Source organism: Bacillus sp. (in: firmicutes) (assembly GCA_012842745.1).
Taxonomy (GTDB): Bacteria; Bacillota; Bacilli; order Bacillales; family Bacillaceae_J; genus Schinkia.
The window spans coordinates 127920-143573 of the sequence record DUSF01000056.1; the positions used below are offsets into that span (position 1 = coordinate 127920).

At 37.0% G+C, this 15654-nt stretch carries 19 protein-coding genes; all 19 read left to right on the forward strand.

What is annotated here, in order from left to right:
• Positions 1–16: 16 nt before the first annotated feature.
• Positions 17–460: a flagellar biosynthesis chaperone FliJ gene (fliJ, locus tag GX497_15640; GenBank protein HHY74625.1), complete on the forward strand. Its 444-nt coding sequence runs from the start codon at positions 17–19 to the stop codon at positions 458–460.
• Between the two features lie 8 nt (positions 461–468).
• Positions 469–1116: an MgtE protein gene (locus tag GX497_15645; protein HHY74626.1), complete on the forward strand. Its 648-nt coding sequence runs from the start codon at positions 469–471 to the stop codon at positions 1114–1116.
• Positions 1117–1154: 38 nt separating this feature from the next.
• A complete protein-coding gene (locus GX497_15650; protein ID HHY74627.1) occupies positions 1155–2462 on the forward strand; it encodes a flagellar hook-length control protein FliK in 1308 nt (435 codons plus the stop codon).
• Positions 2463–2479: 17 nt separating this feature from the next.
• Positions 2480–3292: a flagellar hook assembly protein FlgD gene (gene flgD, locus GX497_15655; GenBank protein HHY74628.1), complete on the forward strand. Its 813-nt coding sequence runs from the start codon at positions 2480–2482 to the stop codon at positions 3290–3292.
• 11 nt (positions 3293–3303) lie between these two features.
• Positions 3304–3684, forward strand: coding sequence for a flagellar protein (locus tag GX497_15660; protein ID HHY74629.1), 381 nt, complete (start codon positions 3304–3306; stop codon positions 3682–3684).
• 97 nt (positions 3685–3781) lie between these two features.
• Entirely contained in the window at positions 3782–4585 is an 804-nt protein-coding gene (gene flgG / locus GX497_15665) for a flagellar basal body rod protein FlgG (protein HHY74630.1), read from the forward strand.
• Positions 4586–4632: 47 nt separating this feature from the next.
• Complete coding sequence (locus GX497_15670) at positions 4633–4845, forward strand: flagellar FlbD family protein (GenBank protein ID HHY74631.1); 213 nt, start codon at positions 4633–4635, stop codon at positions 4843–4845.
• Positions 4846–5274, forward strand: coding sequence for a flagellar basal body-associated protein FliL (fliL, locus tag GX497_15675; GenBank protein ID HHY74632.1), 429 nt, complete (start codon positions 4846–4848; stop codon positions 5272–5274). It abuts the gene before it with no gap.
• Positions 5275–5308: 34 nt separating this feature from the next.
• Entirely contained in the window at positions 5309–6307 is a 999-nt protein-coding gene (gene fliM, locus GX497_15680; GenBank protein ID HHY74633.1) for a flagellar motor switch protein FliM, read from the forward strand.
• Positions 6297–7571, forward strand: coding sequence for a flagellar motor switch phosphatase FliY (gene fliY / locus GX497_15685; GenBank protein HHY74634.1), 1275 nt, complete (start codon positions 6297–6299; stop codon positions 7569–7571). Before fliM ends, fliY begins: the two co-directional genes overlap by 11 nt.
• A gap of 28 nt (positions 7572–7599) precedes the next feature.
• The gene (locus GX497_15690; GenBank protein HHY74635.1) at positions 7600–7962 is read left to right on the forward strand and encodes a response regulator; all 363 of its coding nucleotides are present in this window, start codon (positions 7600–7602) and stop codon (positions 7960–7962) included.
• A gap of 21 nt (positions 7963–7983) precedes the next feature.
• Positions 7984–8646, forward strand: coding sequence for a flagellar biosynthetic protein FliO (gene fliO / locus GX497_15695; protein HHY74636.1), 663 nt, complete (start codon positions 7984–7986; stop codon positions 8644–8646).
• Entirely contained in the window at positions 8643–9323 is a 681-nt protein-coding gene (gene fliP / locus GX497_15700) for a flagellar type III secretion system pore protein FliP (GenBank protein HHY74637.1), read from the forward strand. Before fliO ends, fliP begins: the two co-directional genes overlap by 4 nt.
• Positions 9324–9352: 29 nt before the next feature.
• Positions 9353–9622 (forward strand): flagellar biosynthesis protein FliQ, encoded by a 270-nt coding sequence (gene fliQ / locus GX497_15705; GenBank protein ID HHY74638.1) that lies wholly within the window; start codon positions 9353–9355, stop codon positions 9620–9622.
• Between the two features lie 3 nt (positions 9623–9625).
• A complete protein-coding gene (gene fliR, locus GX497_15710; protein ID HHY74639.1) occupies positions 9626–10402 on the forward strand; it encodes a flagellar type III secretion system protein FliR in 777 nt (258 codons plus the stop codon).
• Between the two features lies 1 nt (position 10403).
• Positions 10404–11489: a flagellar biosynthesis protein FlhB gene (gene flhB / locus GX497_15715; GenBank protein ID HHY74640.1), complete on the forward strand. Its 1086-nt coding sequence runs from the start codon at positions 10404–10406 to the stop codon at positions 11487–11489.
• 75 nt (positions 11490–11564) lie between these two features.
• On the forward strand, positions 11565–13607 hold the full coding sequence (gene flhA, locus GX497_15720) for a flagellar biosynthesis protein FlhA (protein ID HHY74641.1): 2043 nt from the start codon (positions 11565–11567) through the stop codon (positions 13605–13607).
• Complete coding sequence (gene flhF / locus GX497_15725; GenBank protein HHY74642.1) at positions 13604–14788, forward strand: flagellar biosynthesis protein FlhF; 1185 nt, start codon at positions 13604–13606, stop codon at positions 14786–14788. The genes flhA and flhF overlap by 4 nt, the downstream gene beginning before the upstream one ends.
• Complete coding sequence (locus GX497_15730) at positions 14772–15635, forward strand: MinD/ParA family protein (GenBank protein ID HHY74643.1); 864 nt, start codon at positions 14772–14774, stop codon at positions 15633–15635. The genes flhF and GX497_15730 overlap by 17 nt, the downstream gene beginning before the upstream one ends.
• Positions 15636–15654: the final 19 nt, after the last annotated feature.

Genomic DNA, 15654 nt, shown 5'->3' on the forward strand with positions numbered 1-15654 from the left:
TTTGGGGGGAATATTGTTGTCATTTAAATATAAATTTGAGAAATTATTAACAATTAAAGAAAACGAAAAAGATATGGTAATTGGTGAATACAATGAGGCTGTACATAAATTTGAGACAGCTGCAACAAAGCTTTATGAATTGCTGAAACAAAAGGAAGATGTCGAAGCACAGCAAAATAGCCAATTCCAATCGGGTTTGTATATTGGTCAAATTCAAAGCCAACAGCGCTTTATGTTGCTGCTTGAAAAATCAATCGGCGAATCTCAGCTTCAAGTTGCAAAAACAAGAAAAAATATGGAATTAAAACAGCAGCTTCTTCTTGAAAAAAATATTGAAGTGAGAAAGTATGAAAAAATAAGAGAAAAAGCCCGAGATGCCTACATCCAGCTTGAAAAAGCAGAAGAGAATAAATTAATGGATGAAATCTCGATTCAACAATTCATGTATCGGGGAAATTAGGTGTTTATATGAGTAATAGTAAAGAGCAGCAACTACCAAATACTAGTCATGTAGAAGCAGAAGGCGAAAAGAAATATAGCAAATTGCAATGGCTTTTTGCATGTTTTATTATTCCGCTTTTATTTGCCATCGTTGTAGCCCTCGTCGTTATGACAGTTACAGGGTTTAATGTCTTTGATTTAGCTCATAAGTACAGTGGCAAAATACCTGTGGTATCGTCAATCATGGCAGGTGACAAAACAAAATCGAAGACAACAACTGAAAATATCCATTCATTAAAAGCGACGATTGAGGATCAAAAAGTTGAAATTGAAGATTTGAAAGCAGAAATTGAAAGTAAGCAAAACGATTTGCAAGTATCACAAGAAGAAATCGACGACCTTAATAAAAAGCTGCAAGCTTTGCAGAAGAAACAAGAGAAGGCTACGGTAAGGCTTGATGAGGTTGTAAAAGTGTACGAGACGATGTCAGCGAAAAAATCAGCTGAAATCTTTGCAAACATGAAAAATGAAGATGTCCTTGAAATTTTAATTAGAATGAATAACGCGGCCCGTGCAGCTGTATTGGAGAAAATGGACCCAGTTAAAGCAGCAGACTTAACTGTTTTATTAAAAGCGGAGGAAGAAAAGACTTCCACCGAAATTAATAATGGTTAAGAATTGTAAAGAATGGAATTTTGAAAGGAGGTGAGAAAATGAATGCGACAACTTTATTTATGGGAAATCAAGCAACTTTTCAAAAGACACAAAAGGCGGATTATTCGAAACACGTAGAAACACAACGTAAAACGAGCGAGCAGCCAAGCCGATTTGCGAAAATGTTACATGAGAATGTAAGCAGTTCCCGAAGTGCTGAAGCTACCAAAAAAACAGTTAGAAATACGACTGCTTCTACGTCAAACGAAAACAGCCAAGCTGCTGAATCGACACAGTTTACATTACGTCAATTGCAGACAGCGGTCGAACAATTGCTAGAAATGATTCCGATCGATGAAGGTTTTATTGATCCTAAGCTATTGCAAGACCCAAATGTGTTGGCATTTTTGAAGCAAATGCCGCAAGAAGTTCAGGAGCTTTTAACAAGTTTTATTCAATCAGGCCAATCCTTTGAAGAGTTATTGGCACAAACAAAGACTGACAGTCAAGCACAGCTTGGACTTTTGCTTTTGACGCTTTATCAGCTAAAGAGTAAAGGACAATTACCAGAAGAGTTCAAGCAAACAGATGGATTAAAGACAGACCAATTTCTTTTAAGTAAGCTTGCTGAAATGGTGGACAAGAAAAGTAATGGTGACGATGAGCAACTGTCTAAACTAGATAAAAATGAGCTTAGACAAATTGTTCAACGGGTACTATATACGGATGCAAGTAATCAAAGTGACGCAAATAATAGCGGTAATCAAAAAGAGTCTTTAGGTAAAGGAATGCCATTTGTTGATGGAACAACTCCAAAAGGAATCGATGAAGGAACGTTTGATCAGCTTATTGCAAGTTCGATTAAAGAGGGTGGCTCCGTTAACCGTATTCAACAGTATGTACTAAATGTTCAGCAGCAAGAAGGTTCTGAATTGCCAGAGGATCAAATTTTAAAGCAATTGAACAATATTATGAAACAAAGCAAATTCAGCACATTGCCTAATGGAACAAACCAATTAATGATTCGGTTGAATCCTGCCCATTTAGGTACATTGATGATTAAGCTGATTGAAACAAATGGGGAAATGAGCGCCCGCATTATAGCTTCATCATTGGCAGCCAAACAAGTCATTGAAGGAAACATGAACTCATTAAAGCATGTTTTCACAACACAAAATATTAATGTTGAAAAATTTGAGATTCAATATCAAGGTGATCGCCAGTTTGATGATGCCAATAAGAATAATGGTCAAGATGGAAACCAGTCTAAACAGAAACAGCAAGATGAACTAAAACAAAATAGCAACGAGGAGGATTCCTCTGAGCAAAATTCGTTTAAGGATGAATTATTAAATTTAATCGTGTAGGAATGAGGTGAAAGGAAATGACATATGCGATTGACGACCCAAGCCTGTATTATGATTATCACAAACAGACGCAGAGGAAGGCACCGGTAAAAGATCTTGGGAAGGACGAATTTTTAAAAATATTAATGGTACAGCTGGCAAACCAAGATCCATTAAACCCAATGGAAGATAAAGAATTTATCGCCCAGATGGCCCAGTTTTCCACGTTGGAACAAATGACAAGGATGACTGCAAGCTTCGAGAAATTTATGGAATTCCAAAAGACGAATGTCTTAGCATCTTATGTAGACTGGATTGGCAAAGAAGTAGACTGGGAAATCGTTACGGCAAATTATGATGCTGACGGTAATGAATTAGACCCAACGATTGAAAAAGGTTCAGGCCAAATTAAATCAGTTAATGTCGCACCAAATGGTGTTGTTGAGCTTCATTTAGATGATGGCAGAGTCATCTACCAAGATGAAGTGAAAAGCGTTAAAAACCAAAACAACGGTGCATATGATAATCAATTGTCAATGTCAAGCCAAATGGTTGGGATGAGAATCTCTTGGATGAATAAGTATGATGAAGAAGTCGATTCAATTATTACATCCGTAATTATGAAAAATGGCAAAATATCGTATGGGCTTGATGATGGTACTGTTATAAAAGGCGAACAAATTATAAAAATCGCGAAAAATACTGCGGATAATATAGCACCCCCTGCTTTAGATGAAGAACAGCTACCTGAAAATGAAGGGTCAGCAAATACTGAAGCTGGAAGTGGCGATGCAACCGATAATACCGCTAACGAAATTGTTGAACCAAATGAAGAGACAACCTCGGAATAGGTGGTGGAGAAATGGATCATCGAATACATCAAGTAAACTACCATCCACTCACACAGATTAAACAGCAGCACGTAAGAAAGCCGCTTGAACAAAATGGCCCATCATTTAAACAGTTGTTAGGGACATTTCAAGAGGAGTCAACCTTAAAGATTAGTAAGCATGCTGAAAAACGGTTAAACGAAAGAAATATTAAAATCGATGAAGCACTTTGGCAAAAAATCGAACAAAAAGTGAATGAAGCAAAAGGTAAAGGCGTCAGTGACTCATTAGTTGTTACAGACAAAGCAGCCTTCATTGTCAGTGCGAAAAACAACACCGTCATTACAGCAATGGACAGAAACGAAGCAAGCTCACAAATTTTCACAAATATTAATGGCACCATTTTGATTTAAAAGTTTGATAGATTAAGAGCTGGACCGTAAGGAAGCTCAAATTATACACTGCCGACCGATTGACGCAGTGAAATTAAAACAAAAAGGAGCAAAAATTATGTTACGTTCAATGTATTCAGGTATTTCTGGAATGAAAAACTTTCAAATTAAGTTAGACGTCATCGGCAACAATATTGCCAATGTTAATACGTATGGGTTTAAAAAAGGTAGAACAACCTTTAAGGATTTAGTAAGCCAGCAAGTTGCCGGGGCAACTGCGCCAACTGCAGATGGAAAAGGTGGTGTTAACCCAAGACAAGTTGGTTTAGGAAGTGCCCTAGCATCCATTGACACTATTGATACACAAGGAAGTTCAATGACAACTAGTAGACCTTTAGACTTAATGATTTCCGGTGATGGTTATTTTATGGTGTCTGATGGTACGAACACTTATTATACACGGGCTGGTAATTTTTATTTTGATGCAGCAGGGAACATTGTAAATGCAGATGGATTATATTTAACAACTGATGGAAAAGCAAAAATAAATATTCCTACTACTGGGACAAATGCGGTTGATTCATTCAGTATTGGTGCGAATGGAGTGGTAACTACAACAACTGGTAATACCGTTGCTACTGTTGGGACAATAAACTTATGGAGTTTTGAGAATCCGGGGGGGCTTGAAAAAATAGGTGATAGTTTATATATACCTTCAGCAAACTCTGGTACTGGTGCACAAGGTCAACCTGGAACTCCTGGTTATGGTGACATTGTCGCGGGTGCTCTCGAAATGTCGAACGTTGACTTATCTGAAGAGTTCACAGAAATGATTGTCGCGCAACGTGGTTTCCAAGCAAATACAAAAATTATTACAACATCAGACGAAATCTTGCAAGAATTAGTTAATTTGAAACGATAATGTAGGGAGGTAGGGAGTTAGGCCTAGCCGCTTGACTCCCAACTATTTTGATTAAACTTACAAGATTAAATGGTCAACAATTTTACATAAATGCGCTTTATATCGAAGAAGTTCAATCGTTTCCTGATACGACACTTACATTAACAAGTGGGAAAAAAATTGTCGTGCGGGAAAGAGAAGATGATGTTATTCTTTTAGTGAAGGAATTTTATCGTGATATTACAATACTAGGACATATACAAAAAGGGGAGGAGGAGTAAATGGGCAAAAATAAACTTCTCAATATAATGATTATCATTTTAGTTACAATTGCATTAACAGGTGTGGTGGCCTACTTTGTTCTTACAAATCTTACAAAATCGGATGGTCCGAAAGAACCGTCCATCGATGATATTCTTGAAACAACGGTTGATATCGAAGAAATGACGACAAATCTTAATGATGGTCACTATTTAGTGATTCAGTTTAAAATTCAAGCTAATAACAAAAAGACAAAAGAAGAACTTGAAAAACGAAACTTCCAAATTAAGAACATTCTTATTCAAGAGCTTGCTTCGATGAAAGGTGAGCAATTTACAACAAAGGAAGGGCTTCTTGAAGTTGAGGATACATTAAAAATGCGAATAAACGAAATTGTCCAAACAGGAACAGTTGAAAAAGTCTACATTACCAATCGGTTGATTCAATAGAGAAAAAGCTGCCCTTTTTCGGAGGTGAGATATTATGGCTGAAGAAGTTTTATCCCAAAATGAAATAGATGCACTGCTTTCAGCGCTTTCAGCAGGGGAAATGAATGCAGAGGAACTTAAAAAGGAAGAAAAAGAAAAAAAGGTCAAAATATATGATTTCAAACGTGCCTTACGGTTTTCAAAGGATCAAATCCGGAGCTTGTCAAGGATTCATGAAAACTTTGCTAGGCTATTGACAACCCATTTTTCTGCACAGCTACGAACATATGTGCAAATTACGGTTGCCTCTGTTGACCAGATCCCATATGAAGAATTTATTCGCTCGATACCGAAAATGACGATTTTAAATGTTTTTGATGTACCACCGCTTGAAGGGCGTTTGTTAATAGAAGTCAATCCAAATATTGCCTATGCAATGATGGATCGCGTCTTAGGGGGAAAAGGGGATAGTCTTAATAAGGTCGAAAATTTAACAGAAATCGAAACAAAGGTGATGTCCAATTTATTTGAAAGGGCTACTGAAAATCTTCAGGAAGCATGGGCTTCGATTGCTGAAATCGATCCAATCTTAACAGACTTTGAAGTGAATCCACAGTTTTTGCAAATGGTTTCACCAAATGAAACCGTTATTGTTATTTCGTTAAATACAACGATCGGTGAAACAAGCGGGATGATTAACATATGCTTGCCGCATGTATTGTTAGAGCCAATTATTCCGAAGCTATCTGTCCACTATTGGATGCAGACATCGAAAAAAGAGCGCTTGCCTGAAGAAATCTCTTTATTAGAAAGACGTATTAAAAAAGCGGAGCTCCCAATACAGGCCATTCTTGGTGAGTCTGTTATTAGTGTAAAAGAGTTTTTAAACTTAAACATTGGCGATGTTATTCAACTTGATAGACAAGTTGATGAGCCATTAGAAATTAGAATTGCTGATCATCCGAAATTCATTGGCCAACCAGGTAAGTTGAAACAAAATACAGCCATTCAAATATTAGATAAATATAATGGGGGTGAAAATGATGGTGAGTGATGGTATGTTATCACAAGATGAGATTGATGCTCTATTAAAGGGTGGGGGAGACGATGTCTCATTTGATGATGATTCATCAAGTTTAAATGAAGATTTACCAAACCTTGATGACTATTTATCACCTCTTGAGCAAGATGCACTGGGGGAAATAGGCAATATTTCTTTCGGCACCTCTGCGACTGCACTTTCGACTTTGTTAAATCAAAAGGTTGATATTACGACACCAAAAGTATCGGTAGTAATGAAAAGCCGACTAAAAGATACATTTCCGCAGCCATATGTCGCTGTTCAAGTGAAGTATACAACCGGATTTAGAGGCAATAACTTATTAGTTATAAGGCAAAACGATGCGGCGATTATCGCTGATTTAATGCTAGGTGGCAATGGTTTAAATCCATCCCAAGATTTAGGGGAAATTCAGCTAAGTGCTGTTCAAGAGGCGATGAACCAAATGATGGGGTCGGCAGCAACGTCAATGTCGACAATTTTTAATAAAAAGGTCGATATTTCACCGCCAAGTATTGATTTTCTTGACTTTATGGCAGGTTCTGGTACTGATAAGATTCCATCAGATGAGATCCTTATCCAAGTTTCATTTAATTTAAAAATAGGTGATTTAATAGATTCTAATATTATGCAGTTGCTTCAACTAGATTTCGCAAAGGAAATGGTCGAAGGTTTATTAAATCCAGAGACAAGTAGCGTATCAGAAGTGGAGACACTAGCTCCGAAGACTGAACCTCAACCAATGATGGCAGAACAGCAAATGGCAGCAGCACTACAAACGGCACCGCCGCCAGACTTGCAGCCGATGAATATGGGATATGGTCAGGGAGTGGCAAGTCAACCTGTTCAACAACAAGTACCGATGGGCCATTTTGGACAACCAGTGGCACCTGCTTATAGTGGTCCACAGCATATAGGAACTGGTTCAGTAAACACAGCGAACATCCAGCCTGTCGTGTTTTCATCGTTTGGTCAACAGGCGCTGCCACAGCAAGAAGCTAGTAATCTTACGATGCTCTTAGATATTCCGCTTCAAGTTACGGTTGAATTAGGAAGGACGAAACGTTCTGTTAAAGAAATATTAGAGTTGTCTACTGGCTCGATTATTGAACTAGATAAATTAGCTGGTGAACCAGTTGATATTTTTGTAAACAATAAACTGATTGCAAAAGGGGAAGTTGTCGTTATTGAAGAAAACTTTGGGGTAAGGGTAACAGATATTATTAGCCAGTCAGATCGATTAAAAAATTTACAATAATTAAATAGGATCGATGGAGGAATGTAGTGTGGGAAATAGAATTCTGATTGTTGATGATGCTGCTTTTATGAGAATGATGATTAAAGATATTCTTACAAAAAATGGGTTTGAAGTCGTGGGAGAGGCTGCAGACGGTGCTCAAGCTGTTGAAAAATATAGTGAGCTTAATCCAGACTTAGTGACGATGGATATTACAATGCCTGAAATGGATGGGATTACTGCACTTAAAGCGATAAAAAAAGCCGATGCTAACGCAAAAATTATTATGTGCTCAGCGATGGGACAACAGGCGATGGTAATCGATGCTATTCAAGCAGGTGCGAAGGATTTTATCGTGAAGCCGTTCCAAGCTGAGCGTGTATTAGAAGCGATTAAGAAAACACTTGGATAAAGAAGAGGAGGTAGCAAGTACTTGCGTAAATTGCTACTATTATTAATCATCATTATGATATATGCTCCGTTTGGGCTGAACGTCCAAGCGGAGACAGATTCCGGTAACCAAACTGTTGATCAAATGTTTACTAATAGTAAAAAGGACGAATCGTCCATTAATAAAAAAACAGAAGCAAATGAGTCCAAAACTGAAACAAATCTAACTATAACCGACACGGAACCACCAGAAATTGCCCCACAGTTTTCTTTGTTTGACTTTGTCAAAATGTTTTTTGCTTTAGCAGTCGTGATTGCTCTTATTTATATCATTTTACGATTTATTAATAAAAAAAATCGCATTTTCGGGCAAATGAAAGCAATGGAAAACTTAGGGGGTATTACTTTAGGACCGAATCGCTCGATTCAATTAGTACGAATTGGTGAAGCAGTATTCATTGTTGGTGTAGGTGAAACGATTCAATTATTGAAAGAAATTACTTCTCAAGCTGAAATAGACAAGCTAATGAGTCAGATCGATATCGGTTCTGTGCAAGTGGGACAAACGATTATTGATAAAATTTTACCGAAAAAGAATGATAGTTCATCAAAAAGTTTTAGTCATATGTTGAAAGGACAATTGGAGGATTTAGCGGAAGGGAGAAAAAAGCTTTATGAAAAAATTAAGAGGGATCGGAACGAATGAATGAATTTCTGCCAGGCCTAGACGTAAATCTTTTTAATAGTACTGATCCAGCAAATGTTGCGACAACCGTTCGTTTAATTATTCTCATAACCGTTCTTTCAATTGCTCCAAGTATATTAATTTTAATGACAAGCTTTACGCGAATCATCATTGTCCTATCGTTTGTCAGAACATCTTTAGCAACGCAGCAAATGCCGCCAACACAAGTGCTGATTAGTTTGGCGCTATTTATGACTTTTTTTATAATGGCACCAACCTTTTCAGAAGTTAATGACAAAGCCTTGACTCCTTTTTTTAATGGGCAAATTTCCCAAGAGGAAGCCTTTGACGAAGCAGCAAAGCCAATGAAGGAATTTATGAGTAAGCATACGAGGCAAAAGGATTTAATGCTGTTTTTAGGATACGCTGAAATGGAACAACCGCAAACAATTGATGATATTCCGTTGACAGCTCTTGTACCTGCTTATGCGATTAGTGAAATTAAGACAGCCTTTCAAATCGGTTTTATGATTTTCGTTCCTTTCTTAGTAATCGATATGATTGTCGCAAGTGTCCTCATGTCGATGGGGATGATGATGCTGCCACCGGTGATGATTTCATTACCGTTTAAAATTTTATTATTCGTAATGGTTGATGGCTGGTATCTTGTTGTCAAATCGCTCTTAATAAGTTTTTAACTTCATTCAGTCAGGTAGGGGAGGATTAAATGAACTCTCATTTTGTAATTAGTCTTGCCGAACAAGGAATCATGACGGTACTTTCTGTATCATTGCCGTTATTATTATTAGCACTTGGGGTTGGCTTACTCGTTAGTATTTTTCAAGCGACAACACAAATTCAAGAACAAACTCTGGCATTTATTCCGAAGATTATCGCTGTTTTGGCTGGCCTTGTCTTTTTTGGTCCATGGATGCTATCAAGGATTGTCGACTTTTCGTTTCAAATATTTAATAATCTTTACAAGTTTGTAGGGTAAAAGATGGCTGAGATTATAAATGCATTTCCTGTGTTCTTATTAATATTTATTCGGATTACATCTTTTTTTGTAACAGTTCCTCTCTTTTCTTATCGGAACATACCTAATACTCATAAAGTAGGTTTATCATTTTTTTTATCATATTTAATGTTTTTAACGATGCAGCATCCTGTTTTAACGATTGATGAAACTTATTTTATGCTCGTCTTGAAGGAAATTTTAGTTGGTTTATTCATTGGGTTAGTAGCATTTATGGTGATGTCTGCGATTCAAATTGCAGGTGGCTTTATAGATTATCAGATGGGATTTGCCATGGCCAATGTGCTTGACCCGCAAACAGGTGCACAGAGTCCAATTATGGGACAATATTTATACACGTTTGCACTTTTGTTAATGCTGACAATTGATGCCCATCATTTACTTTTAGATGGCATTTTTTATAGTTATCAAATGATTCCATTAGAGCAGCCGTGGCTTCCACTTGGCAGCGAAAGGCTTGTGGAATTTATCGCAAGTACATTTAATTCAATGTTTATTATTGCCTTTCAAATGGCAATCCCAATTGTAGGCTGCTTATTTTTAGTTGATGTTGCCTTAGGGATTACAGCGAAAACGGTTCCTCAGTTAAATATTTTTGTCGTCGGATTGCCAGTTAAAATTTTAGTTAGTTTTTTCTTACTCGTCATCGTCATGCCAGTATTTATTTTTCTTTTTCAAAAATTATTTAATTCAATGTTGTTTACGATGCGAGGCTTGATGCAAATTTTTGGGGGCGTATAGGATGCGATATTATGTACGGCTTGACCTTCAGTTTTTTTCAGGCGAAAAAACCGAAAAAGCAACACCGAAAAAACGTGAAGATGCACGAAAAAAAGGTCAAGTAGCCAAAAGTAAAGATGTTAGTGCAGCACTTACGCTCTTTTTTGTTTTTTTATTGTTACTGTTCATGGGGGGGCTTTTAAAAGGGCAGATGCTCGCAATGATTTCGAAAACATTAAAGGAATACATGCTCTGGGATGTTACGGAAGCTAATATTCATCATATGTTTATCGATTATTCAATCAAGGCTGTCTATTTTGTGGCTCCGATTATGGGTTTAGTTGTGATTATCGGTGTGGCTGCAAATTATATCCAATTTGGGTTTTTATTTTCACCTGAAGCGATTAAATTTAAATTATCAAAGCTAAATCCGATTACAGGTGCAAAACGAATTTTTTCTATTCGGGCCATTGTTGAATTATTTAAATCTATATTAAAAATTTCAGTTGTCGGTACAGGGGCGTTTATTGTACTTTGGTTGAATTTCGATAAAGTATTATTATTGTCGCAAAAAAGTGTTGGTGCATCTTTAGCTCTTATTGGGTATATTACCGTTCAAATGGGTTTAGTCGTTTCAATTTTATTAATGATTTTAGCGGTTTTCGATTTTAGTTATCAAAAATATGAACATGAAAAGAGCCTTCGCATGTCGAAACAAGATATTAAAGATGAATACAAGAACATGGAAGGGGATCCGAAAATTAAATCGAAAATCAAGGAAAAGCAAAGACAAATGGCGATGCAGCGGATGATGCAGGAGATTCCAAATGCGGATGTCGTCATAACGAATCCAACCCATTATGCTGTCGTTTTAAAATATGATGAAACGAAAGCAGATGCTCCGATTGTTATCGCTAAAGGTGTCGATTATATTGCATTAAAGATAAAACAAATTGCCAAGCATCACGATATTATTGCAATTGAAAATAGACCACTAGCAAGAGCGTTATATGCTCAAGCAGAAATAGGTGACGTCATTCCAGAGCAGTTTTTTAAAGCTGTAGCGGAAATTTTAGCCTATGTATATCGCTTAAAAAGAAAAATATAATTTTAATTTTGCAAATGTCTCACATGATAAAAAAGTCGTGAGATTACTTTATAGATTAGATTGGGGAGAAAGTAGATGTCAGCAAGAGACCTTCCAGTCCTGTTAGGTGTAATATTAATCATTACAATGCTAATCATCCCTTTACCAGGATGGTTATTAAGTATACTTATCATTTGTAATATTACGCTTGCTTTGATTGTCATCCTTGTTTCGATGAATATGAAGGAGGCTCTCCAATTTTCGATCTTTCCTTCCTTGCTATTATTATTAACATTATTCCGACTAGGTTTGAACGTTTCTACGACAAGATCGATTCTTAGTAAAGGCGAAGCAGGTAACGTCGTTGAAACATTTGGCTCCTTCGTTATTGGGGGAAATGTACTTGTCGGTTTTGTTGTATTTTTAATTTTAGTCATCATTCAATTTATTGTTATTACAAAAGGTGCCGAGCGTGTATCAGAGGTAGCAGCTCGTTTTACATTAGATGCGATGCCAGGGAAACAAATGGCGATTGATGCCGATTTAAATGCGGGGATGATTTCTGAGCTTGAGGCGCGTGAAAGGCGTGAAAAAATCCAGCGTGAAGCAGATTTTTACGGGGCCATGGATGGGGCCAGTAAATTTGTTAAAGGGGATGCAATCGCCGGGATTATTATTACTGTTATTAATATTATTTTTGGGATTATTATTGGAATGGTGCAAATGGACTTGTCCCTTGCTGAATCAACGCATAGGTTTACGCTTTTGACTGTTGGTGACGGGCTTGTCAGCCAAATTCCAGCACTCATTATTTCAACTGCGACAGGGATTGTTGTAACAAGAGCAGCATCTAATGGAAACTTAGGTTCGGATATTGTAGGGCAATTATTTTATACCTTCCCTAAACTTTTATATGTAGCGGGGGGAACAATTGCTGGATTTGGGCTTTTTACACCAATCGATAATGTAATAACGTTACCAATTGCTGCGCTACTAGGATTTGGTGGTTATTTCATATCAAAAAATAGCGAGAAGATTCAAGAAATGGAAGTTGCTACAGCAGATGAAGACGTTGAAGAAGCTGATTTGAAAAGTCCTGAAAGTGTTATTAATCTTTTAAATGTTGATCCAATTGAGTTCGAGTTTGGTTATGGATTAATACCATTGGCGGACACAAGTCAAGGCGGAGATTTATTAGATCGAATTGTCATGATAAGGAGACAACTGGCCCTTGAACTTGGGGTCATCGTCCCTGTCGTTCGCATTCGCGATAATATCCAGCTCCAACCAAATGAATACCGTATAAAGATAAAAGGGAATGAAATTGCCAGAGGGGAGCTATTGTTAGATCACTACATGGCAATGAGTCCAGGGATTGACGATGAAAGTATAGAAGGTATAGAAACGGTCGAGCCAGCATTTGGTATGCCAGCTATTTGGATTACTGAGGAAATGAAGGAAAAGGCAGAGCTTTCAGGGTATACTGTTGTTGACCCGCCATCTGTAGTTTCGACACATATAACAGAAATCATTAAGAATCATGCCAATGTACTCTTAGGAAGACAGGAGACAAAACAGTTAATCGACCATTTGAAAGAGTCGTACCCAATCCTTGTCGACGAAGTTACACCAGATCCGTTATCAGTTGGAGATATTCAACGTGTATTAGCGAAGCTATTAAAAGAGCGGGTATCGATTCGCAACCTACCGATTATTTTTGAAGCTTTAGCGGATTATGGCCGCCTTACTGGCGATACAGATTTATTAGCAGAATACGTTAGACAAGCTTTATCAAGGCAAATCACAAGACAATATTTGGTCGATGGTGTATCACTTAAAGTTGTAACTTTATCCGGTAGGGTGGAAAAAATAATTGCCGAAGGAATTCAACAAACTGAGCATGGCAATTATTTGTCAATTGATCCGAATGTTTCACAAACACTTATCGAAAATATCGCATCGGAAATGGAAAGGGTATCAATGCTGGAACAAGCATCTGTTATTCTTTGCTCGCCAGCAGTGCGCATGTATGTGAAGCAATTAATTGAACCATATTTTCCTGGGATACCTGTTTTGTCATATAATGAATTAGAATCAACGGTAGAAGTTCAAAGTGTAGGGGTGGTGAATGTAGAATGAAGGTAAAAAAATTTATTGCACCGAGCATGCCTGAAGCAATGAAGATGATCAGGAGTGAATTAGGAAACGATGCGGTTATCCTAAATTCTAAGGTTGTGCAAACAGGTGGAATATTCGGCTTCTTTATGAAAAAAAATATCGAAGTAATTGCTGCTGTTGACCCACAACCTATTTCGAAAAAGCAGCCAACACCAAAGAATTCACCACAAGTTCGGATAGAGCCTAAAGTAGTCATCGAAGAAAAGGTTAAAGAAGAAAGGGTTAAAGAAGAAGTAAGGCCCGCAACTGATCAACGATTGCTACAAGAGATTCGCGATTTAAAAGCAATGATGAAACAAATAACAGATCATGATGACCGGGATTATTTTGAGCATTATCCCGGTCCTTTAAAAGAAATGAATCAATTTTTAATTGATCAAGAAATAGAACTGCCATTAAGAGAAAAAATAATGAGCTTTCTTTTAGAAAAATGGTATGGAAATCAAGGAAATGCAAATTTTGGCCAAATGACTCAATGGGCAAAAGACTTCTTTATCAATGAGATGTCTTCATTATCATTCGGTGCTTTAAATAGCTCGAAAAAATATATAAATGTCGTTGGTCCAACAGGTGTTGGGAAAACGACGACACTAGCGAAAATGGCTGCACAGGTTATTTTGGAGCAGGGGAAAAAGGTTGCCTTTATTACGACCGACACATATCGGATCGCAGCAATTGATCAGCTTAAAACATATGCCAAAATATTAAATGTCCCCCTTGAGGTTACATATACACTTGAAGATTTTATAAAAGCAAAGGAAAAGTTTTCCCATTTTGATCTAATATTTATTGATACAACAGGAAGAAACTTTAGAAACAAACAATATGTAGAGGATTTAAAATCTGTTATTGATTTTGATGAAGACCTAGAAACAATTTTAGTACTTGCTTTAACATCAAAGTATTCGGATATGATTGAAATCTTTAATCAATTCTCGTTGCTTAAAATTGATAAGCTTATTTTTACGAAGGTTGACGAGACATCTAGATATGGGGCAATGTTAAACCTTATCTTTACGTATAAAACGGGAGTTGCTTATTTAACAAATGGACAAAATGTTCCTGACGATATCATCGAGGCATCACCACAGTCAATAGCAAATACTGTTTTTGGGGTAAATAAACATGAGAGATCAAGCTGAAAAATTAAGAGCAAAAATTGAAAAGCTGCAAAGTGGGGCGAAGACAAAAACAATTGCTGTCGTTAGCGGAAAGGGCGGAGTTGGAAAATCAAACTTTTCGTTAAATTTTGCCCTTGGTTTAGGAAAAACGGGTGCATCAGTGCTATTATTTGATATGGATATCGGTATGGGCAATATCGATATTTTAATGGGGGTAACATCAAGGCACACCATTGTCGATATGTTTGAAAATGATCTGGAGCTTAAAGACATTATTGAAAAAGGTGCAGAGAATCTTTCGTATGTTGCTGCTGGTACAGGCTTATCGACTATTTTTAAGCTTGAAACAAGCAAGTTTGAAAACTTTGCTAGTCAACTTGAGGAGCTTGTAGAGGATTATCAATATATTATTTTTGATATGGGAGCAGGCATTACCGATGATAGCATGCAGTTTATTTTGGCGGCAAATGAAATTATTGTGATTGTGACACCAGAACCGACATCGATTACAGATGCTTATGCTGCCATGAAGTATATTCATTTAAAGGAATCAGAAATGCCCTTTTATTTAATTATTAATCGGGCTTTTTCTGAAAAGCAGGCATTGTCTACGTCAAACCGGCTCGGAAGTGCTGTAAAACGATTTTTAGAAAAGGATATTGTTTCATTAGGCGATTTGCCAGATGATCGTATAGTATCTAAGGCAGTTAGCCATCAAACTCCATTTTTACTTTATGCACCAGATTCTAATGTTAGTCGCTCCATGTTAACGATTGTCAATCGGTATACGAAAAGTGATTTTAATCAAAAAAAATCTGCATCTTCCTATAGTTTTATTTCCAAGCTTCGTCAGTATTTTAGTAAATAATAAAAATCCATTAAAAGAA